Origin of the sequence: Dietzia sp. UCD-THP, assembly GCF_000349585.1 — a bacterium.
Lineage (GTDB): Bacteria > Actinomycetota > Actinomycetes > Mycobacteriales > Mycobacteriaceae > Dietzia > Dietzia natronolimnaea_A.
Map to the genome: position 1 here is coordinate 1 of NZ_KB714660.1, position 18,225 is coordinate 18,225.

At 71.7% G+C, this 18,225-nt stretch carries 19 protein-coding genes; 6 read left to right on the plus strand and 13 right to left on the minus strand.

Going from position 1 to position 18,225, the window contains the following annotated elements; translation table 11 throughout:
* Positions 1-121: 121 nt before the first annotated feature.
* The 8 genes from H483_RS39300 to H483_RS36375 form a co-directional block, all read right to left on the minus strand.
* Positions 122-724, minus strand: a complete 603-nt coding sequence (locus tag H483_RS39300; protein ID WP_152428071.1) for a hypothetical protein — start codon at positions 722-724, stop codon at positions 122-124.
* A gap of 696 nt (positions 725-1,420) precedes the next feature.
* Complete coding sequence (locus tag H483_RS36355; RefSeq protein WP_042330269.1) at positions 1,421-1,738, minus strand: Rv3654c family TadE-like protein; 318 nt, start codon at positions 1,736-1,738, stop codon at positions 1,421-1,423.
* Positions 1,739-1,815: 77 nt separating this feature from the next.
* Positions 1,816-2,178, minus strand: a complete 363-nt coding sequence (locus tag H483_RS36360; RefSeq protein ID WP_017838318.1) for a TadE family type IV pilus minor pilin — start codon at positions 2,176-2,178, stop codon at positions 1,816-1,818.
* Entirely contained in the window at positions 2,175-2,411 is a 237-nt protein-coding gene (locus H483_RS40415; protein WP_017838319.1) for a DUF4244 domain-containing protein, read from the minus strand. Before H483_RS40415 ends, H483_RS36360 begins: the two co-directional genes overlap by 4 nt.
* Before the next feature lie 66 nt (positions 2,412-2,477).
* A complete protein-coding gene (locus tag H483_RS38280) occupies positions 2,478-3,170 on the minus strand; it encodes a type II secretion system F family protein (RefSeq protein ID WP_017838320.1) in 693 nt (230 codons plus the stop codon).
* Complete coding sequence (locus H483_RS36365) at positions 3,167-4,015, minus strand: type II secretion system F family protein (protein ID WP_017838321.1); 849 nt, start codon at positions 4,013-4,015, stop codon at positions 3,167-3,169. Before H483_RS36365 ends, H483_RS38280 begins: the two co-directional genes overlap by 4 nt.
* An 8-nt stretch (positions 4,016-4,023) precedes the next feature.
* Complete coding sequence (locus tag H483_RS36370) at positions 4,024-5,187, minus strand: TadA family conjugal transfer-associated ATPase (RefSeq protein ID WP_031265258.1); 1,164 nt, start codon at positions 5,185-5,187, stop codon at positions 4,024-4,026.
* 10 nt (positions 5,188-5,197) lie between these two features.
* Positions 5,198-6,253 carry a chromosome partitioning protein gene (locus H483_RS36375; protein ID WP_152428072.1) on the minus strand — a complete coding sequence of 352 codons (1,056 nt, stop codon included), beginning with the start codon at positions 6,251-6,253 and terminating at the stop codon, positions 5,198-5,200.
* A gap of 251 nt (positions 6,254-6,504) precedes the next feature.
* Here H483_RS36375 and H483_RS36380 point away from each other — a divergent pair, with 251 nt between their 5' ends.
* A complete protein-coding gene (locus H483_RS36380; RefSeq protein ID WP_017838324.1) occupies positions 6,505-7,335 on the plus strand; it encodes an HAD family phosphatase in 831 nt (276 codons plus the stop codon).
* A gap of 511 nt (positions 7,336-7,846) precedes the next feature.
* On the opposite strand, the gene H483_RS36385 is transcribed toward H483_RS36380, so the two are convergent.
* On the minus strand, positions 7,847-8,605 hold the full coding sequence (locus H483_RS36385) for a hypothetical protein (RefSeq protein WP_031265259.1): 759 nt from the start codon (positions 8,603-8,605) through the stop codon (positions 7,847-7,849).
* A gap of 200 nt (positions 8,606-8,805) precedes the next feature.
* Between H483_RS36385 and H483_RS38285 the strand changes: the two genes are divergently transcribed.
* The 4 genes from H483_RS38285 to H483_RS36400 all read left to right on the plus strand — a co-directional run bounded on the left by H483_RS38285 (position 8,806) and on the right by H483_RS36400 (position 13,253).
* Positions 8,806-9,579, plus strand: coding sequence for a PRC-barrel domain-containing protein (locus tag H483_RS38285; protein ID WP_017838326.1), 774 nt, complete (start codon positions 8,806-8,808; stop codon positions 9,577-9,579).
* Positions 9,580-9,723: 144 nt separating this feature from the next.
* Positions 9,724-11,691 carry an acetate--CoA ligase gene (gene acs / locus H483_RS36390; protein WP_017838327.1) on the plus strand — a complete coding sequence of 656 codons (1,968 nt, stop codon included), beginning with the start codon at positions 9,724-9,726 and terminating at the stop codon, positions 11,689-11,691.
* Positions 11,692-11,772: 81 nt separating this feature from the next.
* Positions 11,773-12,288 carry a phage holin family protein gene (locus H483_RS36395; protein ID WP_017838328.1) on the plus strand — a complete coding sequence of 172 codons (516 nt, stop codon included), beginning with the start codon at positions 11,773-11,775 and terminating at the stop codon, positions 12,286-12,288.
* A 149-nt stretch (positions 12,289-12,437) separates the two neighbouring features.
* Positions 12,438-13,253: an alpha/beta fold hydrolase gene (locus H483_RS36400; RefSeq protein ID WP_256378864.1), complete on the plus strand. Its 816-nt coding sequence runs from the start codon at positions 12,438-12,440 to the stop codon at positions 13,251-13,253.
* Between the two features lie 274 nt (positions 13,254-13,527).
* Here H483_RS36400 and H483_RS36405 read toward each other — a convergent pair whose 3' ends face one another.
* From H483_RS36405 to nth, 4 genes are read right to left on the minus strand one after another with little or no spacing between them, the layout of a single operon-like run.
* Positions 13,528-14,724 carry a MarP family serine protease gene (locus H483_RS36405; protein ID WP_017838330.1) on the minus strand — a complete coding sequence of 399 codons (1,197 nt, stop codon included), beginning with the start codon at positions 14,722-14,724 and terminating at the stop codon, positions 13,528-13,530.
* A complete protein-coding gene (locus H483_RS36410; protein ID WP_031265265.1) occupies positions 14,721-15,635 on the minus strand; it encodes a CoA pyrophosphatase in 915 nt (304 codons plus the stop codon). The genes H483_RS36405 and H483_RS36410 overlap by 4 nt, the downstream gene beginning before the upstream one ends.
* Entirely contained in the window at positions 15,632-16,297 is a 666-nt protein-coding gene (locus H483_RS36415) for a thioredoxin family protein (protein ID WP_017838332.1), read from the minus strand. Before H483_RS36415 ends, H483_RS36410 begins: the two co-directional genes overlap by 4 nt.
* Positions 16,294-17,088: an endonuclease III gene (gene nth, locus H483_RS36420; protein ID WP_081615248.1), complete on the minus strand. Its 795-nt coding sequence runs from the start codon at positions 17,086-17,088 to the stop codon at positions 16,294-16,296. Before nth ends, H483_RS36415 begins: the two co-directional genes overlap by 4 nt.
* A gap of 316 nt (positions 17,089-17,404) precedes the next feature.
* Between nth and H483_RS36425 the strand changes: the two genes are divergently transcribed.
* On the plus strand, positions 17,405-18,109 hold the full coding sequence (locus H483_RS36425) for a Crp/Fnr family transcriptional regulator (protein WP_017838335.1): 705 nt from the start codon (positions 17,405-17,407) through the stop codon (positions 18,107-18,109).
* Positions 18,110-18,225: the final 116 nt, after the last annotated feature.

An 18,225-nucleotide genomic window follows, 5' to 3' on the forward strand; every position in this document is an offset into this window, starting at 1 on the left:
CAGATGCGAAGAGCCGAAAGTGTCATCTCGGACAGCGAAGAGAGAATTAGGATTTGTGGCAAACATTGGCGGCTGGTCTTTAACTTTCTATCTAACTCCCTACATTTCCCGCCGCCTGGGTTCAAAATCCGTGACGACCTTCTAGGTTCGGCGCATTCGAATCTTGCCGTTCGGCGTTGGCTAGAAGCCGAGCGGCAGTCTCGCACTCCTCCATTTCCCTGTCGCGTTCGGATTGAGTGCGCTTAAGCTCCCATGCTGTGTGGCGCATTCGAATCCAAAGAACTGCTGCATGCCCAACTGCGAAAACCAACTTGAGGATTATCCACAAGATACTGGCAACGAACGAGACTCCGATCAGGAGAGCTGCAAATCGGCCCGCCGTAATCCATCCTGACCAGTCGCCACCTACCCAGTTCTGCGCGCCCACCCAGGTAAGAGCTAGATAGATCGCTGAGAATGTCAGGAACCCATAGTATCGCCGATAGACCGGTGCAGTCGCGTCCTTACGTTCTCGCTCTTCAAGAAACTTGGCGAGGCTGCCCCTCACTTGAGTTTCGAGCTGACCGTATTCCGCCGATTCGGAGTTAATCGACTTGAGTATTTCGATGTCTCGCACTAAGGCGACGCGTTTGTCGTTTCGATCTTGCCGGCCGACCATCCAAGTAATAAGCGGACCGAGAAGTACACCCAAGGTCGCCACGATCGACTGCCACTCTAATCCCATGCGCCTAGGCTAGCCTTCGGGTCGGACAGATAACCGGGGTTGGGTACAAAACGCCAGCCTCAGCCACCTAGATCAGTTCCACCGAATTTCTCCTGAACTCGCTGTATTTACTTCTATTTAGCCAATGGCGAGCGAGAGCAAGGGGCTTCCGAAACCCAAACATAGGCGGGGCCGCAGTGACGGGTACCGAGCAGGGGGCGCGGGCATCTCCCCTGGGGTAGGGGCACGTCCCCGAATCTCGGCGGGGTGGCCAATTCGCCAGCCTGCCACCGCATAACGGTGGCGGCCAGACTGGTGCCGTATTGCCTGGCTTGGCACCCCAACCAGCGCCGACGCCGTCTTGCCTCGTCCTGCACAGAGCGGGTGCACGCCCCTTCTTATGTCAGCCCAGGACATCACCGGCCGGGTTCGCTTCTAGCTCTAACTGCCCAACACGCGCCTGCCTGGTGCACTTTCACTCCGGTCCGCTGGCTGCCAACTGCGGATACCCAGTCCCCTCATCTCTCGCGCCACAGTGCCGATGCTCATCTGGGGTCCATCCCAGTGTGACAGCGGGTCTTCCCGTTCTCCCGGCTACTTCTGGCGCCAGTGCGGGTGGTCGCCACGAATGAAGCTAGGTCGACGGGCCTCACATCAAAGGCCGGAGCCGCCTGGCCTTAGACGGATTTACGCGATCCCGCAACGTCCCCGGGACAGTCATAGTGGCCCCGCACGGGCCACCGCCGACGCCGCCCGCGCCCCCAGCACCCCGAGTTCGACCCGCACCTCGGCCCGGATCACCACGTCATGGCCGTCGACCGTGCACCCGGCCACGACGGCCCGGTTGGCGGTGGCCACCCCGGCCGCAGCCGAGCACGGGTCCTCCGAGGCGCGGAGCGCGTGCGCCCCGGCGAGGGCGGCCAGGTCCGCCGCCGACCGGGCGGAATGCGCGGCCACCGCCGCCCTCCCCACCAGCAGCACAGCCACAGTGAGGGCCAGGACCGCGGCCGCCGCGAACGCGGTCACGACGCTCATGTACCCGTCGTCGTCACCCCGCCCGGCACCGTGCCGCCCCACGCCCCGCCGCCCGACACCGCCCGTGCCCGGCGACCTCACCCGGCCACCCCCGGCTCGGCTCGCGCCACCGCACGGCCCGTGAGCACGACCCCCGGCAGGCCCCGAGCCGGGATGCTGACCTGCGCTGTCACACTCCTTCCCTCGCTGTCGACCGACACCTCGGCTCCCGGCGCCGCCGCCCGTCCGGCCGCGACACCTTCCTGCGCACCGGACATGGCCGCCACCCGCGCGGCTTCCCGTGCGGCGTCGACGACCCGGATCTGGGTGAGCGCGGCGGCGGACCCGGAAGCGGCCACGGCCAGGACCACGACGAGCGAGGCGATCCCCAGCGCGGCCTCGACGGTCACCGAACCCCGGTCCCCGGTGGCCGCCGCGCGGAACCGGCGCGAGGCCGTCACACCGAGGTGTTGAGCGCCCGTTCGATGATCCCGCCCAGCGCGTCGGGTATCGAGTCGCCGCTGACGACCATGTAGAGCACGGCCCCGAAGGCCGCGGCGGCGATGGTGCCCACGGCGTACTCGACGGTGGACATCCCTGCGTCGGGCGCGTCCGCGACGGCGAATCGGTGCGACAGGGCGATGCGGGCGCGGCACAAGGTGGAGGTGATCCGGGAGTGGGTGTGAGTGGTCATCGTGCGTCTCCTTCTTGGTGACCGGGGCGGCGTGTCCACCCCGGAATCGGTGAGCGGGGCGCCGGTTCACGGCAGGACCCCCGGCAGCATCCCGTCGGCCAGACCCACGACGACGGGGAGGACTCCCAGGCAGACGAACGCCGGGAGGAAGCACAGCCCGAGCGGGCCGGCCACGAGGACGGCGGCGCGTTCGGCGCGGGCGGTCGCGGCGGCGTCGGCGTCCGAGCGCATGCGACCGGCCGCGTGGTCGAGCGCGGCGCGGACGGACCCGCCGCCGTCGGTGGCGCGTGCGAGCACCGACGCCACAGGGGCCAGTCGATCCGCTCCGGGGACCTCGCGCCACGCCTGTGCGGGGGTCGCGCCGAGGCGCACGCGCGCCGCGGCGGCGTGGAGGGGCCCCGCCACGTGGGGATCGATGGGGGCGACCGCGTCCCCGACGGCGCCCAGCGCGAGGTGGGTGGGCAGTCCGGCGAGCAGCGCCACCGCGAGCAGGTCGAGCATCCGCGCGAGGGACCCGGTCTCCGCCGGTCCGGCGCGTCCCCGTCGCACACGGTCGAGGACCGGGGACAGCGCGCCCACCTTCGCGAACAACCATGGCCGACGTGGGATGGCACCGCCGATCGACCCCGCAACAGAGCCGGAGGCCGCGGTGGAGCTGGCGGTGGACACAGCGGCGAGGTCACGCAGCCGATCTGCGGCGGCGCTGTGCCACGGAGCGACGCACACGGCGGCGGCGATCAGCAGCAGGGCCGTGGTCATCGCGACGCCCCGTCCACGATCCGCTCCGTCCACATCAGACCCGCCGCCAGGAAACCGGCTCCGATCAGGCACAGCGCGCCGCCGATCGGGCCCCCGACCAGCACCCCGAGGGGGTCGGCGCCGAAACCCGACCCCAGCAGCACGCCGAATCCGGGCAGGCCGGTGAGTATCACCGCGGTGGCGCGGGGGCCGGCCAGCGCGGCGTCCACGCGCACGGCCCGCTCTCGCCGCGAGGCCACGTCCGCCCTGAGCCCGTCCACCACCTCGGCCAGCACCACCCCGTGGCGGGTGGCCAGGTGCCACGCGCCCGCCAGCTCGCCCGCCACGCGATCGGCTCCCCCGACTCCCGCCGATGACGCACTCGCCACGTCCGCCTGCCAGGTGGCGGCTTCGTGCAGCGCGGTGGCGACGTCCCCGCCCAGTCGGGCATGGGAGGCCGCAGAGCTGAGAATCTCCGCGACGCCGGGGTCCCCGGAAGACGCACCCTCCGCAGCGCGGTGCAGCGCCTCCTCCGGACCGGCGCCGGCCCGCAGGGCGGACGAGGCGTCGTCGAGCGCGCGCTCCCAGGATCCGAGGCGCGTGAGCCGCGCTCCGCGTACGCCCGCACGCCTACGCAACTCGGACACCACCGCTCCGAGCAGGGCGGCCGCGCACGCGTGGAGCGGCCCTGCCGCGACCAGACCCACGAGCCCCGCGGCCACGGGGACGATCACCTTCGTCGGCACCCGGCCCAGGACGGCGGGCAGGACCCGCCGCCGGGCTGCGGCATCGCCACACACGTACCGGAGCCTCGTCCGGGCCAGACCGTCCGGCCACGCGATCAGGGCCCCGGCCAGCAGCACCATCGCCGCCGTCACCTGACGGCCCCCGCGATCAGGGCCTCGAAGGCCGGTCGGCCGGGTATCTCTGCCCCGTCGGCGCGCCAGGCGGGGTCCACCACGATCCCGTGCGCGTCCCGCCGGACCACGCCCATGGAGTCCACGGTCCGTCTTCCGTCGGGCAGTCGGCGCATCCCCACCACCACCCTGAGCGAGGCGGCGACCTGTGCGGACAGCGCCGCGCGGTCGAGCCCGCCCAGCGCCCCGAGTGCCTCGAGTCGTGCCGGGAGTTCCGTGGGCGAATTCGCGTGGACGGTGCCGGCGCTCCCGTCGTGCCCGGTGTTGAGCGCGGCGAGCAGGTCCGCGACCTCGCCGCCTCGCACCTCGCCCACCGCGATCCGGTCGGGGCGCATCCGCAGCGCCTGCCGGACCAGGTCGGACATCGCCACCCCGCCCGCGCCCTCGACATTGCCGTGCCGCACCACCAGACGGACGACGTGCGGATGGGCGGGTCGCAACTCCGGGGAGTCCTCGACGCACAGCAGACGTTCGCCCGGCGGCACCAGACCGAGCAGCGCGGCGAGGAGCGTCGTCTTGCCCGATCCCGTGCCGCCCACCACGAGGTATCCGATCCGGGCCGCGACCAGAGCCCGGAGCAGCGGCTCGGCCGGCGGCGGGACCGTCCCGGACTCCACCAGCCTGTCGAAGGTGGCCTGCGCGGGTCGCGAGACCCGCAGTGACAGGCAGGTCCCGTCCACCGCGACCGGGGGCAGCACCGCGTGCAGCCGCCAGGCCATCCCGTCCCGGGATCGCACGACCCCGTCCGCCCAGGGCCGGGCGTCATCGAGCCGCTGGCCGGCACGCCCCGCCAACCGCACCGCGAGGGCCCGCAGCTCCGGCTCGGTGGCCACCACCACGTCGGTCTCCTCGAGTCCCCGCCCGCGGTCCACCAGCGCCGGACCCGGCCCGTCGACCACGACGTCGGTGACCCCGGGGCTCGCCAGGAGCGCTTCGAGTGGCCCGGCGCCGGCGAGATGCTCGCGGACCAGGCGCGCGGTCCGCAGCAGGTCCAGGTGGCCGTGCAGGGCGCCGGACTCCGCCCGGACGGCGCGCACCACCTCGTCGGGGTCCGGTTCCACCCCGAGACCGGCCAACCGGGCGCGGACCCGGTCAACCAGGTCACCGGGGATCGAGGCCATCCCTGATTCCTCACCGGTCACCGGAGAGCACCTCCCCCAGGAGTGCGTCCGCGAGGGCTCCGAGTCGCCGCAGTCGCCACCGCGAACCGCGTGCTCCGGCCTCGAGCGCCCCGCCGAGGTCGCCGGTTCCGGCCAGACGGCGCACGGACCGGACCTCCGGCAGAACGTGCCACCGGACGAGCCCCGCCGCGTCGGCGACATCCGCCGGTTCCAGCGGGTCCCCACGGTGCGCGCGGATCACCAGGGTGGCGCCGGGGAGGTCGCCGGTGATCCGCCCGGCCGCGACGGCGCCCTGGAAGTCAGCCCTGGTCACCACGACGACGAGGTCCGCACGCGCGAGAACGGGGTCGCCTTCCGCGAATTCGCCCACATCGCAGACCACCAGCCCGCCCGCCGATCGGTGGGCCGACACCGCGCCGAGGGCACCATCGGAGGCCGACCTCGCCACCGGGGTCTCGTCGCGGTCCCTCGACCGGGCCAGCACCCGGCACCCCGTCACGATCTCGGGTACGGCGCCCCACAGGGCATCGGGGTCGGGGCCGCCCAGCTCGGCGCGCACGTCCTCGATCCTCAGTCCCGGCTCGGACTCCGCCCCCAGGATCAGGTCGATCCCGGTGCCCCGCGGGTCCGCCTCCACCAGGAGGGTCCGGCCGAAGTCGGCCGCGCGGACGGCGATCGCGGCCGCCAGGGTGCTGACGCCGCATCCCCCCACCGCCCCCACCACGGCCACCAGCACTCCACCACCGGTGGTGACCGGGGCCAGGAGCGCCCCGACGAGATCCGCGGTCCCGGAGGGCAGACGGATCACCTCGTCGTCGTCGCCAGCGGCGTCCTCGCCTCCCACCCGCACCACACGGGCCACGCCGGGCCGCGGATCGGCGTGGTCCCGGTCCGTCACCACTATGTCCGCTGTGTCGACCTCCCGGGTGACCGGGTCGAGGGCGAGTGCGGCGAGCACCGCCCGGACGTCGGCGTCGAGGTCCGGGTCGGCCACATCGACCGCGACGGCCCTGCCCGCCAGGTGGTCGGGGACGGCGTCGCGAGGTGGGCGAGGGCTCTGGGTCACGGCCACAGCGTCGCGCACACGACCGTGGGCAACCCGGGCCCGGCGCGTCATCCGGGGGCGGGCTGTGGAGAGGCCGTGGGTGTGGAAGAAACGCCCCGAAATAGAGAGAAACCGCGGCAGGGGGGCGCCGCGGTTTCTCGAAGTCCCGATTCGTAGGGGGGACGAATCGAGCACCTGTAGGGGGATGCTCTTTCGAGCGTGATCAGTATCACTTATCCACGCCTCGAGCACAAGAACCGTATCGTGGAGGCGTGTCCGCCCCACGCCTCAAGGGCCCTCGGTCATCGCACCGACCTCGCCGGATCGCCGCGTTCTTCGACCTCGACAAGACGATCATCGCCACCTCGTCGGTGTTCGCGTTCAACAAGTCGTTCCTCGACGAGGGCCTGCTGTCGCGCCGATCGGTGATCGATCTGGCATACACCCAGCTCGCCTTCAGCCTCTCCGATGCCGACGACGAACAAATGCAGAAGGTCCGCCAGGCCATGGCGACCGCCACCAAGGGCTGGGAGCCCGAGAAGGTCGAGCGGATCGTCACCGAGGCCCTCACGGAGAAGGTCACGCCCACCGTCTACTCGGAGGCACAGGAACTCCTCGCCGAGCACCGGGCGCTCGGCCACGACCTCGTGATCGTGTCCGCCTCCGGGGAGGAGCTGGTGGCACCGATCGCACGGATGCTCGGCGTGGACCACTACGCCGGGACGCGCATGAGCCGCGATGCGGACGGGCGATACGGCGGATCCATCGAGTTCTACTGCCAGGGTCCGGGCAAGGCCGAGGCCATCCGGGGTTTCGCCCAGCGCTACGGGTACGACCTGGAGGCCTCGTACGCCTATTCCGACTCCGCCACCGACCTCCCGATGCTCGAGGAGGTGGGACACCCCACGGTCATCAACCCGGACCGGACCCTGCGCCGTGAGGCCCTGGAGCGCGGGTGGCCCATCCTCACCTTCTCCAGCCCCACCCCGTTGCTGCCGACGCTGGAACGCGCGTCCGGGCCGATCATCGGCGTCGGGGCGATCGCGCTCGCGGTGGGTGCCGCAACGGTGTCCTTCGCGCGTTCCGCGCGGCGGGGCGCCTGACCCCGGTCCCGCGAGCGGAGAGGTCCGCCCGGAGCGCACCCACCCGGAAGATCCCACCGGGGCTCGGGGCACAACACCTCATCGTCCGCCGGCCAACGCACGGGAGGCGATAGCGGGAACCACCGGTAAGTCCCCGGGTTCCTTGTGGGATCCCACCATCGCCGGGACCCCGACCCGCGCGGCATGCTCAAAGCGCGGTGACGCAGGACGCCAGGACCGCGACGGAGGAGAAGTCACGGTTCCCCGTCCGAGACACCGTCATCGATACTCCGGAACCCACGCGACGGATGACGCCCGAGAGGCACACCAGCCGTGGGTCCGCGCCAGCCGTCACCGACGGTTGTCCCGGACCGGCGACACGGCGGACCACAGGACGCCTGGTACCCGGATCTCTCGATGGAACCGCAGCGAGTGGGCGGGTCGGCACGAGTGCCGGCCCGCCATTCGCGCGCCACGCGGACCACACGCGGTGGATCGCGGTGCATCACAGGTCACCTGCCCTGCGCGACGGTCAGCTCCCGGCGGCCTCGGCGATCGAGGTGGCCTCGCGAGCACCGGCCTCGAGCGCTCTACAGCAGTGGAGAATCCATGATCCGACACCCTCACCGGTACCGGAGAGAAAGCCCTCCAGGGCCGATCGATGCCCCGCGGGATCCCGGTAGAAGGTCACCTCGGGCACGCCGAGACAGTGTGGGTCGAGGCCGGTGGACACGGTCACCAACCGGAAAGCCGCCCGCGCCACCACGCCGTCGGCGGACCCGAACGGCCGCATCCCGGACAGCTCGCCCAGGACCACCGACGCCAGGACCGGGGCGGGCACCGACGTCCCGCCCGTCACCAGCTCCGCCAGCCCCTGCAATCGCTCGGCCACTCCCCGATCCGCCCGGGGGCGGCCGAGGGACGCCGCATCCACCCCGGGCCCGGATGCGGCCAGCAGATGCAGGTGCGCCAGCTCCTGAAGCGGCGACCGGGTCCACACCGCCACAGCCCGGTCGAGAGATTCGCCCGTCAGCTCACCGGCCACCCGCAGAGCGCCGGCGAGCACCTCGTCATGATCGCCGTCGGCGTCCAACCGCACCGAGGCACCCTCCACCCCGGCTGATGCCCGGGCCCCGCGCAGCACCGACTCCGCCGCCGTGGTGGGCCAGCCCCGACGGTTCGCCGGATGCCGGTGGACGCTCGCGAGCGCACCACGGGCCGCCTCGGACGCCTCCGCGACGCCGGGCAGGGAAACCAGCGGGGCGAGGGGATCCTGGGCGCGTGTGGTCACGCGGACGAGGTTACCGACCCGGGCGCGGCAGTCGCCCCGCGCACCGCAATCCGCCGACACAAGCGTCCAACGGCCGGTTCCACCGCTGTCTAGCTGGTGTAATCAGCGGTACCCCAGGGCGCTCCCCCCGGCTCCCAGAGTTCCCCGAACCCACCTCGACCCCGACCCGCCCCGGTTCCACCTCGACCCCCGGAGATCCCGTGACCCTCAAAGACCAACTGGACGCCCTCCTCGACGCGACGGCATTCGATTCGACGGGGGCCAAGATCGGCGCGGTCCGCCAGGTGTACGTGGACGACGCCAGCGGCAAGATCACCTTCGCGACCGTCTCGACCGGCATCTTCTCCTCGGACGCCATCGTCCCCCTCTACGGCGCGCGACTCCTCGACGACGAACTGCATGTGGACCACACCCGCGCCGTCATCCGGGACTCCCCCCGCCCCGACCACACCGAGGACGCCCTCACCCCCGAACAGGAGGTCAGGCTCCTGGAGTACTACGGGATCGATGCCCCGACCCGGGGGCGCGAGGCCGCCCCGTCTACGACCGAAAGGTCGGCGGGGGCGACGGAGAAGTCCGCGAAGACGACGGCGCCGGGCAGCGCGTCGACCACCGGTAAGGCGCCGGGCAGCGCCGCAACCGACGGGAAGACGCCGGCCAGCGCGACAGCCGACGGGAAGGCGCCGGGCAGCGCGGCAGCCGACGGGAAGGCGAAGAACAGCGGGGCGACCACGGCGAAGGGGTCCGACAAGACGCCCGTCAGGGCGCCCGACGATTCCGCCACCACAACCGAGGAGTCCCGGGACGCGCGACCGGCGACGGGAACGGCGACCGGAACGACGACGAGGTCACCGGGATCCCCCGCAGGCGGAGGCCGGTCCGACGCCAAGACTCCCGCCCCGCCGAAGGGCGAAACCACCCCTGCTGACGGCGACGAGACCGTCGAATCCCCAGGCCGCGACCGGAAGTCCTGACCCCCACTCCCCCCGCGCCCCCCTATCGGGTGTGTTGCGAAACACGGCAGACCGTATGTGACTACGCTCACAGAAACCGGTCCGGTCGTTTCCGCCGTGTCGATTCCGGCCGCCGTGAACACACATCCCCAGAGAGGCCCGCTGATGACCGATCACGACCACAACCAGACCTACGCACCCGACCCCGCCTTCACCGCCCAGGCCAACGCGCAGGCCGACCTCTACGACGCCGCAGGCGCCGACAGACTCGCGTTCTGGGACGAGCAGGCACGGCGCCTGGACTGGTCCACGGAGTGGTCCGAGGTGCTCGACTGGTCCGACGCGCCGGTCGCCAAGTGGTTCGTCGGCGGCAGGCTCAACGTGGCCCACAACTGCGTGGACCGCCACGTCGAGGCCGGCAACGGCGACCGGGTGGCCATCCACTGGATCGGCGAGCCGGAGGACGACGCCCGCGACATCACCTACGCCGAGCTCAAGGACGAGGTCAGCCGCGCGGCCAACTACCTCAGTTCCCTCGGGCTCGTGGCCGGCGACCGGGTGGCGATCTACATGCCGCTGCTGCCCGAGGTCTACATCGCGATGCTGGCCTGCGCCCGCCTCGGACTGACCCACTCAGTGGTGTTCGCCGGCTTCTCCCCCAACGCGCTCCGCCAGCGAATCGACGACGCGGAGGCGAAGGTCGTCATCACCGCCGACGGCCAGTTCCGTCGCGGCAAGCCCGCGCCGCTCAAGGCCGGCGTCGACGACGCGCTCTCCGGCAACGGCGTCGACGCCGAGGGGACCGCCGAATCGGTGCAGACCGTCCTCGTGGTCCGTCGGACCGGGCTCGACGTGGAGTGGACCGACGGCCGGGACGCGTGGTGGGACGAGGTGGTCCCGCAGCAGTCCACCGAGCACACTCCCGAGGCCTTCGACTCCGAGCATCCCCTGTTCCTGCTCTACACCTCCGGGACCACCGGGAAGCCCAAGGGCATCGTCCACACCTCCGGTGGCTACCTCACCCAGGCGTCCTACACCCACCACAACGTGTTCGACCACAAGCCCGGTCAGGACGTCTACTGGTGCACCGCGGACGTCGGCTGGGTCACCGGGCACACCTACGGCGTGTACGCGCCGCTCTCGAACGGCGCCGAGTGCATCGTCTACGAGGGCACCCCCAACTCACCGGACGAGCACCGTCACTTCCAGATCATCGAGAAGTACGGCGTCACCATCTACTACTCGGCGCCGACCCTCGTGCGGACCTTCATGAAGTGGGGCGCCGAGATCCCGGCCGCGCACGACCTGTCGTCGATCCGTCTGCTCGGCTCCGTGGGTGAGCCCATCAACCCGGAGGCGTGGCGCTGGTACCGCGACAACCTCGGCGGCGGCACCGCCCCCATCGTGGACACCTGGTGGCAGACCGAGACCGGTGCGATCATGATCTCCCCGCTGCCGGGCGTGACGGAGACCAAGCCCGGATCGGCCATGCGGCCGCTGCCCGGCATCTCCGTGTCCATCGTGGACAACGAGGCCAAGGAAGTCGCCGCGGAGGAGCAGGGCTTCCTCGTGCTCACCGAGCCGTGGCCCTCCATGCTCCGCGGCATCTGGGGCGACATGGAGCGCTACCGCGACACCTACTGGTCCCGGTTCGCCGAGGAGGGGTACTACTTCGCCGGCGACGGCGCCAAGTGGGACTCCGACGGCGCACTCTGGGTGCTGGGCCGCGTCGACGACGTGATGAACATCTCCGGCCACCGCATCTCCACCTCCGAGGTGGAGTCCGCCCTCGTCGGGCACCGCGCGGTCGCCGAGGCGGCAGTGGTGGGCGCAAACGACGAGACCACCGGCCAGGCGATCGTCGCGTACGTGATCCTGCGCGGCAACGTCGACGCCGAGGAGGACCGCCAGAAGCTCATCGACGAGCTGCGCGCCGAGGTCTCACGGGAGATCTCCCCGATCGCCAAGCCGCGCGACATCACGATCGTGCCCGAGCTGCCCAAGACGCGCTCCGGGAAGATCATGCGGCGCCTGCTCAAGGACATGGCAGAGGGCCGGGACGGCGGGGACACCTCGACCCTGTCCGATCCGACCATCATGGAGCAGATCAGGGAGAAGGGCACGCGCGGCTGACCGGGTAGCGGGTGAAGGCAGCCACGTGTCGTGGCACGATAGACGGCGGTGCATCCGTCGCCTGACTATGGAGGAACAACCGTGAGCCACGCCCAGGGAACCCACTCGCCGACCGAGGCTTCGATCCCCCTGCACGACGCGGACTCGATCGGTCGGGGCGACGCCAGCATCGGAACCCTGGTCAAGAACGCCACCACGCAGATGTCCACGCTCGTCCGCGCGGAGATCGAACTCGCCAAGACCGAGGTCACCGAGCAGGTCAAGAGGGCGGCCACCGGGTCGGGCTTCTTCGTCGCGGCGCTCGTGCTGCTCCTGATGTCCTTCTTCCCGTTCGTCTTCATGTGGGCAAAGCTCATCTCCCTGTGGTTCGGCACCCAGTCCTGGGACTGGATCGGCTTCCTCATCGTCTTTGTGGTGCTGGTGCTGTTGGCGGCGGTCTGCGCCCTGCTCGGCTACCGCAAGGTCAAGAAGATCCGCAAGCCCCAGCGCACCATCGACTCGGTGTCCGACCTCAAGCTGGCCATGCCAACGGGCACCCAGCCGCGGCCCGGGACGGTGCGGGTCACCGAGACCCCCCAGCCCGCCACGCGCAGCTGAAGACTCCGGCACACCGGCCGCCCGACCCGTCGATCGTCAGGATCGACGGGTCGTGGCGGCATCGTGATGTCTCGGCTAACGGCATCCGTCTGCACGTAGCCGAGGCCCTGCCGTCCGACACCATCCCCGGTGAGCTCCCCCCGCTGGTGGTGTTGATCCACGGCCTGGGCGGGATCTGGTGGACCATGCGCAAGCCTCTCGTCGCGCTGGCCGAGGCCGGTTTCCACGCCGTCGCGGTGGACCTGCGGGGCCACGGGGACTCCGACAAGCCACCGCGCGGGTACGACGGATGGACCCTGGCCTCGGACATCACGCACCTCATCCGCGCGCTCGGGCACTCCTCCGCGGTGATCGTGGGGCAGGGCGAGGGCGGATTCGTGGCGTGGACGGCGGCATACCACCGGCCTCGTGCGGTGCGGGGCCTCGTCGTCGTCGGCTCTCCCCACCCCCTGGCCACCCGCCACGCCGCGCTCCGCGATCGCGCCCAACGCCGCGCCCTGGTCCCCCGCCTCCTCGCTGACCAGGCGCCCCGGCTCCCCGAGCGGCGTCTCACCACCGACGGCGCGGCGTCGGTGGAGGCGATGCTCCGGGACTATTCCGGGCCGGCGTGGCAGGACACCGACGACTTCCGGGAGACCTCCGGCCTGCTCAGGCGGGCCATGCTCATCCCCAAGGTCGCCCACCTGTCCCTGGAGTCGCGCCGGTGGATGGTCCGCAGCCAGCTCCGCCCGGACGGCCGCGATTTCCGCCGGACGGTCTCGGGCGTCCTGGACCAGCCGGTGTTGGGGATCAGCGGCGCGGAGGACCGGTTCATCCGGCCGTCGACGGTCCGGGCGTCAGCGGCGTGGGCCAGGGACTTCCGCACCGAACTGGTCGCGAACGCCGGGCACTACCCGGCGATGGAGCAACCCCGCGCGACCTCCCGGCTGATCGTGGAATTCGCGTACCGCGCGGGCGGGCTCTGACGGCCCGGTCCTCCCTCGGGCGGGCCAGACCCGCTTACGCGAGCCCGTGCCGCCCCCCTTCCTCGGCTTACGCGTCTCCTCTGCTCGGTGATCGCCGGGGTGCGCGGCGACAACGGACCATTCCCGCCGCGTAAGCCAGAAGGGCCGCGCAAGTCGGGCGGGGCGGATGGTCGGGCGGGCCGAGGCGAGCGGGCGGGGCGGACGGGCGGGCCGGGCGGGCCGGGGCGAGCAGGCGAGCCGGACGTCCCGGGCCAGCCGAACCGGGGGCGTGCGCTCAGCGGGCCCCGACGCAGCTGCCGGTGGGGACGGGCTCCAACGCGTCCACCGCTCGCTCGAGCTGCGGCAGCACCTGCTCGACCGTGAGCGCGTACCCGGTGTCGGCGGCGTCCATCGCGGCGCCGAAGACCACGCCCACGACCTGCCCCTGCGGCGTGATCAGCGGACCACCGGAATTGCCCTCGCGCACCGAGCCACGCAGGATGTACACCTCTCGCTCGACGGTCGCCTCGCGGTAGATGTCCGGACCACGGAGGGTCACCCTCTCCCGGATGCGGGCGGCGTCCGGCCGATAGGGACCGTTGCCGGGGTAGCCCACCACGATGGCGTCGTCGCCGCTGCGGCCCTGGCGGTCGGCGAAGGGCAGGACCGGGGCCTGGAGACCCGGTACGCGCAGGACGGCCACGTCGACGCCCGGGTCGTAGACCACGACGTCCGCGTCGAGTTCCCGGTCCCCTGCGACGACTCTCACCGAGTCCGTACCGGCCACCACGTGCGCGTTGGTCATGACCAGCCCGGGGGAGGCCACGAAGCCCGAGCCCTCCAGGGCGCGGCTGCACGACTCGGCGCGGCCCAGGATCTTGAGCACGGACGGCTGCACCGCGGCCACGACCTCGGAGCCCGCGAGCACCGGGTCGGGCGGGGGCACCTCCTGTAGCGGCGTGGTGCCGAAGGGGCCGAGGATGTCGGGGAACCCGGTGGTGCCGAGGACCGACGTGAACGCCGCCGGGATCCGCTGCAACTGCTCGGGCGCCACGTCGTCGATCTTCGCCAGCACCGACGACCCGCGCACCGCCTTGCCCAGTCCCGGGCCCTCCTGCGCGGCCACCGGGATGGCGACCAACCACGCCACCAGCAGCATCGCCGCGGCCTGGAACACGGCTCCGACGGTGCTGTCGAGCACCCTGGCCCCCGCACCGGAGATGTAGCGCCGGGCGGCACGCCCGATCGTCACGCCGGCGATCTGGCCGATGAGCACCATCACCGCGATCACGGCCAGCCCCGCCGCGAGCCGTCCCACGGGGGAGTCGAGTTCCCTGACCAGATGAGGAGCCACGAGCAGACCGGAGGTGGCGCCGATCGCCACCCCGAGCAGTGCGAAACCGGACGCCGCCGCGCCGTTGATCCACCCCGAGATCGCGGCCGCCGCGGCGAGCGCGTACAGCGCGAGGTCGAGCCACTGCGAGCCCGTCACCGGTACCCCCTCCGGGGTTCGTCAGCGGGTAGGTCGAGCGGTTCCTCGTCCTTCTCCTCTGCAAGGCCTGTCCGGGCGCCGGGCACCCCGGCGACCGTCCTGTCCGCCAGCGGATCGGAGGACTCGCGACGCGCCTCCTCCGCCGACAGCCAGGGCCGCTCCCCGTTCGCGGAGGCCGACAGGGTCCGCTCCAGATCGCGCACGTCGCCCGAGTCCCAGTCCAGGTCCCAGCCCGCGGAATGGAACATCGCGGCCAGGATCCCGGCGGTGAAACCCCACACCACCAGGTCCTCGTGCTGGAACGCGGGGCCCGTCCACCCGGTGGAGTGCCGCAGCAGGAAGCGGTTGGCGGGGTCGAGCAACTCCCCCACCGGCACCGTCATCACCCTCGCGGTCTCGGCCGGATCCACCGACGAGACCTCCATCGGCTCCCGCCAGTACGCCAGCACCGGGGCGACGGAGTAGTTGGAGACGGGGATGTACAACTCGGGCAGCACCGCGAGCACGTCCACACCGTCGCTCTCCAGTCCGGTCTCCTCCCACGCCTCACGCAGGGCCGCCTCGACCGGCCCGCTGTCCGTGTCGTCGACCCCGCCACCCGGGAACGAGATCTGCCCGGAGTGGCTGCGCAGGGTCGGTGCGCGGTGCGTCAGCAGCACGCGGGCGTCCTCCGGGGGACGAGGTCCGGGGGCGTGGGCCGAGCCCGAGAACAGCACCAGCACCGCGGCGTGGCGGTGCGGGCGGCCGACCTCGTTGGGGCCACTGTCCTCGGGCGGGCGCCGCCGGGGCAGCAGCCCGTCGAAGCTGCCGTCGGTGCAGGCCGCCATGAGCGGATCCATCCACCCGGGGTGCGGTACGCCGGTCAAGTCACCGGGGCGGGGCACGGAGGCATCCCGCGCGCTACCGGTCATGCGGTGACCCCCAGGTGTTCTTCGACGGCGTCGAGCACGTCCTGCTCGGTGTCCATCGGTTGGATGAGGACGTGCGCCACGGTCCCGTCGGCGCGGACGAAGACCGTCAGCGGCAGGACGGGGGGTGCCCCGAGCAGCGTCGGCAGTTCCTCGTCCTGGTCGGAGACGGAGATGAGCTCCTCGATCCCGAGCGCCGCCAGGGTGTCGAACCCCTTGGTCTCGGACGGGTCGGTGTGGGACAACACCACGCGGACCCGATCCCCGAGCGTGGCCTGCGCGTCCCGGATGGCCGGCAGTTCCCTGCGGCACGGCTCGCACCAGTAGGCCCACATGTTCACCACCATGGGGCGGTCCGCCTGGATCTTGCCGAGAGTGGTGGTGCTGCCGTCGTCCATGCAGCGCACCATGAACCCGGCGACGGGGCCGGTGGTCGTGGCGGGCGCGGCGCTGTCGCGACAGGCGGGCAGGTCCGCGGTCGCGCGGGTCAGGTCGTCGACGACCGTCAGCGGCTCGTCGAGCGGGGGTGCCCCGACGGGGGGCGCGGCGGGGGCCGACGCCCCGGATCCGGGTCCCTCGTCGCCACCGAGGGTGGAGACCAGCGCGACGACGACGCCGATCAGCGCCACCAACGCCACCAGCGACCACCTCGCCGAGGCGCTCACGCCTGATCCCCCAGTCCGACCAGCTCCAACAGGTGCGATCGCTCGGGCCCCGCGACGAGGCGGGCGGCGGCCACCGGGTCGAGCGGGCCGACCTCGCCGGCGGACGGGCAGTCCGCGGCCAGGGCACACGCGCCGCAGGCCGCCGTCCTCGCGTGACAGACCCTGCGACCGTGGAAGATGATCCGGTGGCTGGCGTCGGTCCACGTGGGCCGGGGCAGCAGCGCGGCCACCTCGCGCTCGATGCGCACGGGGTCGGTGGCCTCGGTCCACTTCCACCGGGCGACCAATCGCATGAAGTGGGTATCCACCGTCAGGCCGGGCACACCGAACGCGTTGCCGAGCACCACGTTTGCCGTCTTGCGTCCGAATCCGGGGAGGGTGACCAGGTCCTCGAGCCGCCGCGGCACCTCGCCGTCGAACCTCTCCACCAGCGCCGCACCCAACCCCTGGATACTCCGCGCCTTGTTGCGGTAGAAACCGGTCGGCCGGATCAGCGTCTCCAGTTCCTCGCGGTCCGCGCCGGCGTAGTCCGCGGCCGTGCGGTACCGGGCGAACAGCGCCGGCGTGACCTCGTTGACCCGCTTGTCCGTGCACTGCGCGGACAGGATCGTCGCGACGCTCAGCTCGAGAGGGTCCCGGAAATCCAGCTCGCAGTAGACGTGTGGGAACGCGTCCTCCAGGGTGCGGAGCATGCGCCGGGCGCGGCGGGTGCGCCCGAGGTCGGTTTCCACCCCCCTCGCGGCCACCCCTCGTCTGCGGCGCTTCACGGAAGCTGGAGCGGGGTCGGGCATGCGTCCACATTACGGCCCGGGCCACCTGCGGGTGAGCCGGCCGCACGTGCGCGTCGGCCCGCGGGGGTGTTTACTCGGGGGCATGCAGGGAATCCTCGTCGTCCTGGTCCCGGTCCTCCTCGCCGGGTTCGCACTCCTGATGGACCGGTTCGAGGCCTCCATCCTGGCCGAGCCGGAGCAGATCGAGAGCTGACCCACCCCGGTCGCCGCGGGTTGGTCACACCGGGGGCACCGGAACGGCTACAGTGGCTCTCGCCACACGCACGCCATGGCGCGGACCTCGTTCGTCCTCGCCCGAACGGGAGGGTCACGGACTGTGACGATAGATCGCCGCACGGACCAGTCGGCCGACGATGTACTCACCCGGGCCGGCATCTTCCAGGGTGTCGAGCCCGCGGCCATCTCGGCGCTGCGTGCCGACCTGACCCGCGAGGAGTACTCGAAGGGTGATGTGATCATCCGCGAGGGCGAGCAGGGCGACAGCCTCTACATCGTCACGTCGGGCAAGGTGAAGCTCTCCCGCAAAGCACCGGACGGTCGCGAGAACCTGCTGTCCATCCTCGGCCCCTCGGACATGTTCGGTGAGCTGTCGATCTTCGACCCGGGCCCGCGCACCTCGTCCGCGGTCTGCGTCACCGACGTCTCGGTGCAGTCCATGGACCGCTCCGCCCTCAAGCGGTGGATCTCCGAGCGGCCCGAGATCTCCGATCAGCTGCTGAGGGTGCTCGCCCGCCGTCTGCGCCGCACCAACAACAACCTCGCCGACCTCATCTTCACCGACGTGCCCGGTCGCGTGGCCAAGGCGCTGCTGCAGCTGGCCCAGCGCTTCGGCACCCAGGAGGGCGGCAACATCCGCGTGACGCACGACCTCACGCAGGAGGAGATCGCCCAGCTCGTCGGCGCCTCCCGCGAGACGGTCAACAAGGCCCTGGCCGAGTTCGCGCACCGGGGCTGGCTGCGCCTCGAGGGCAAGAGCGTCATCATCTCCGACACCGAGCGCCTGGCCCGCCGCGCCCGCTGAGGCCCGCCGCGCCCGCCGAGGCGCCCGGTTCCATCGATAAGAGCGTTCCGCACACATCCCTCGAGAAGGGATGAGCGGAACGCTCTTTTCGATGGGGGCCGGGGCGTGGGGCGGGC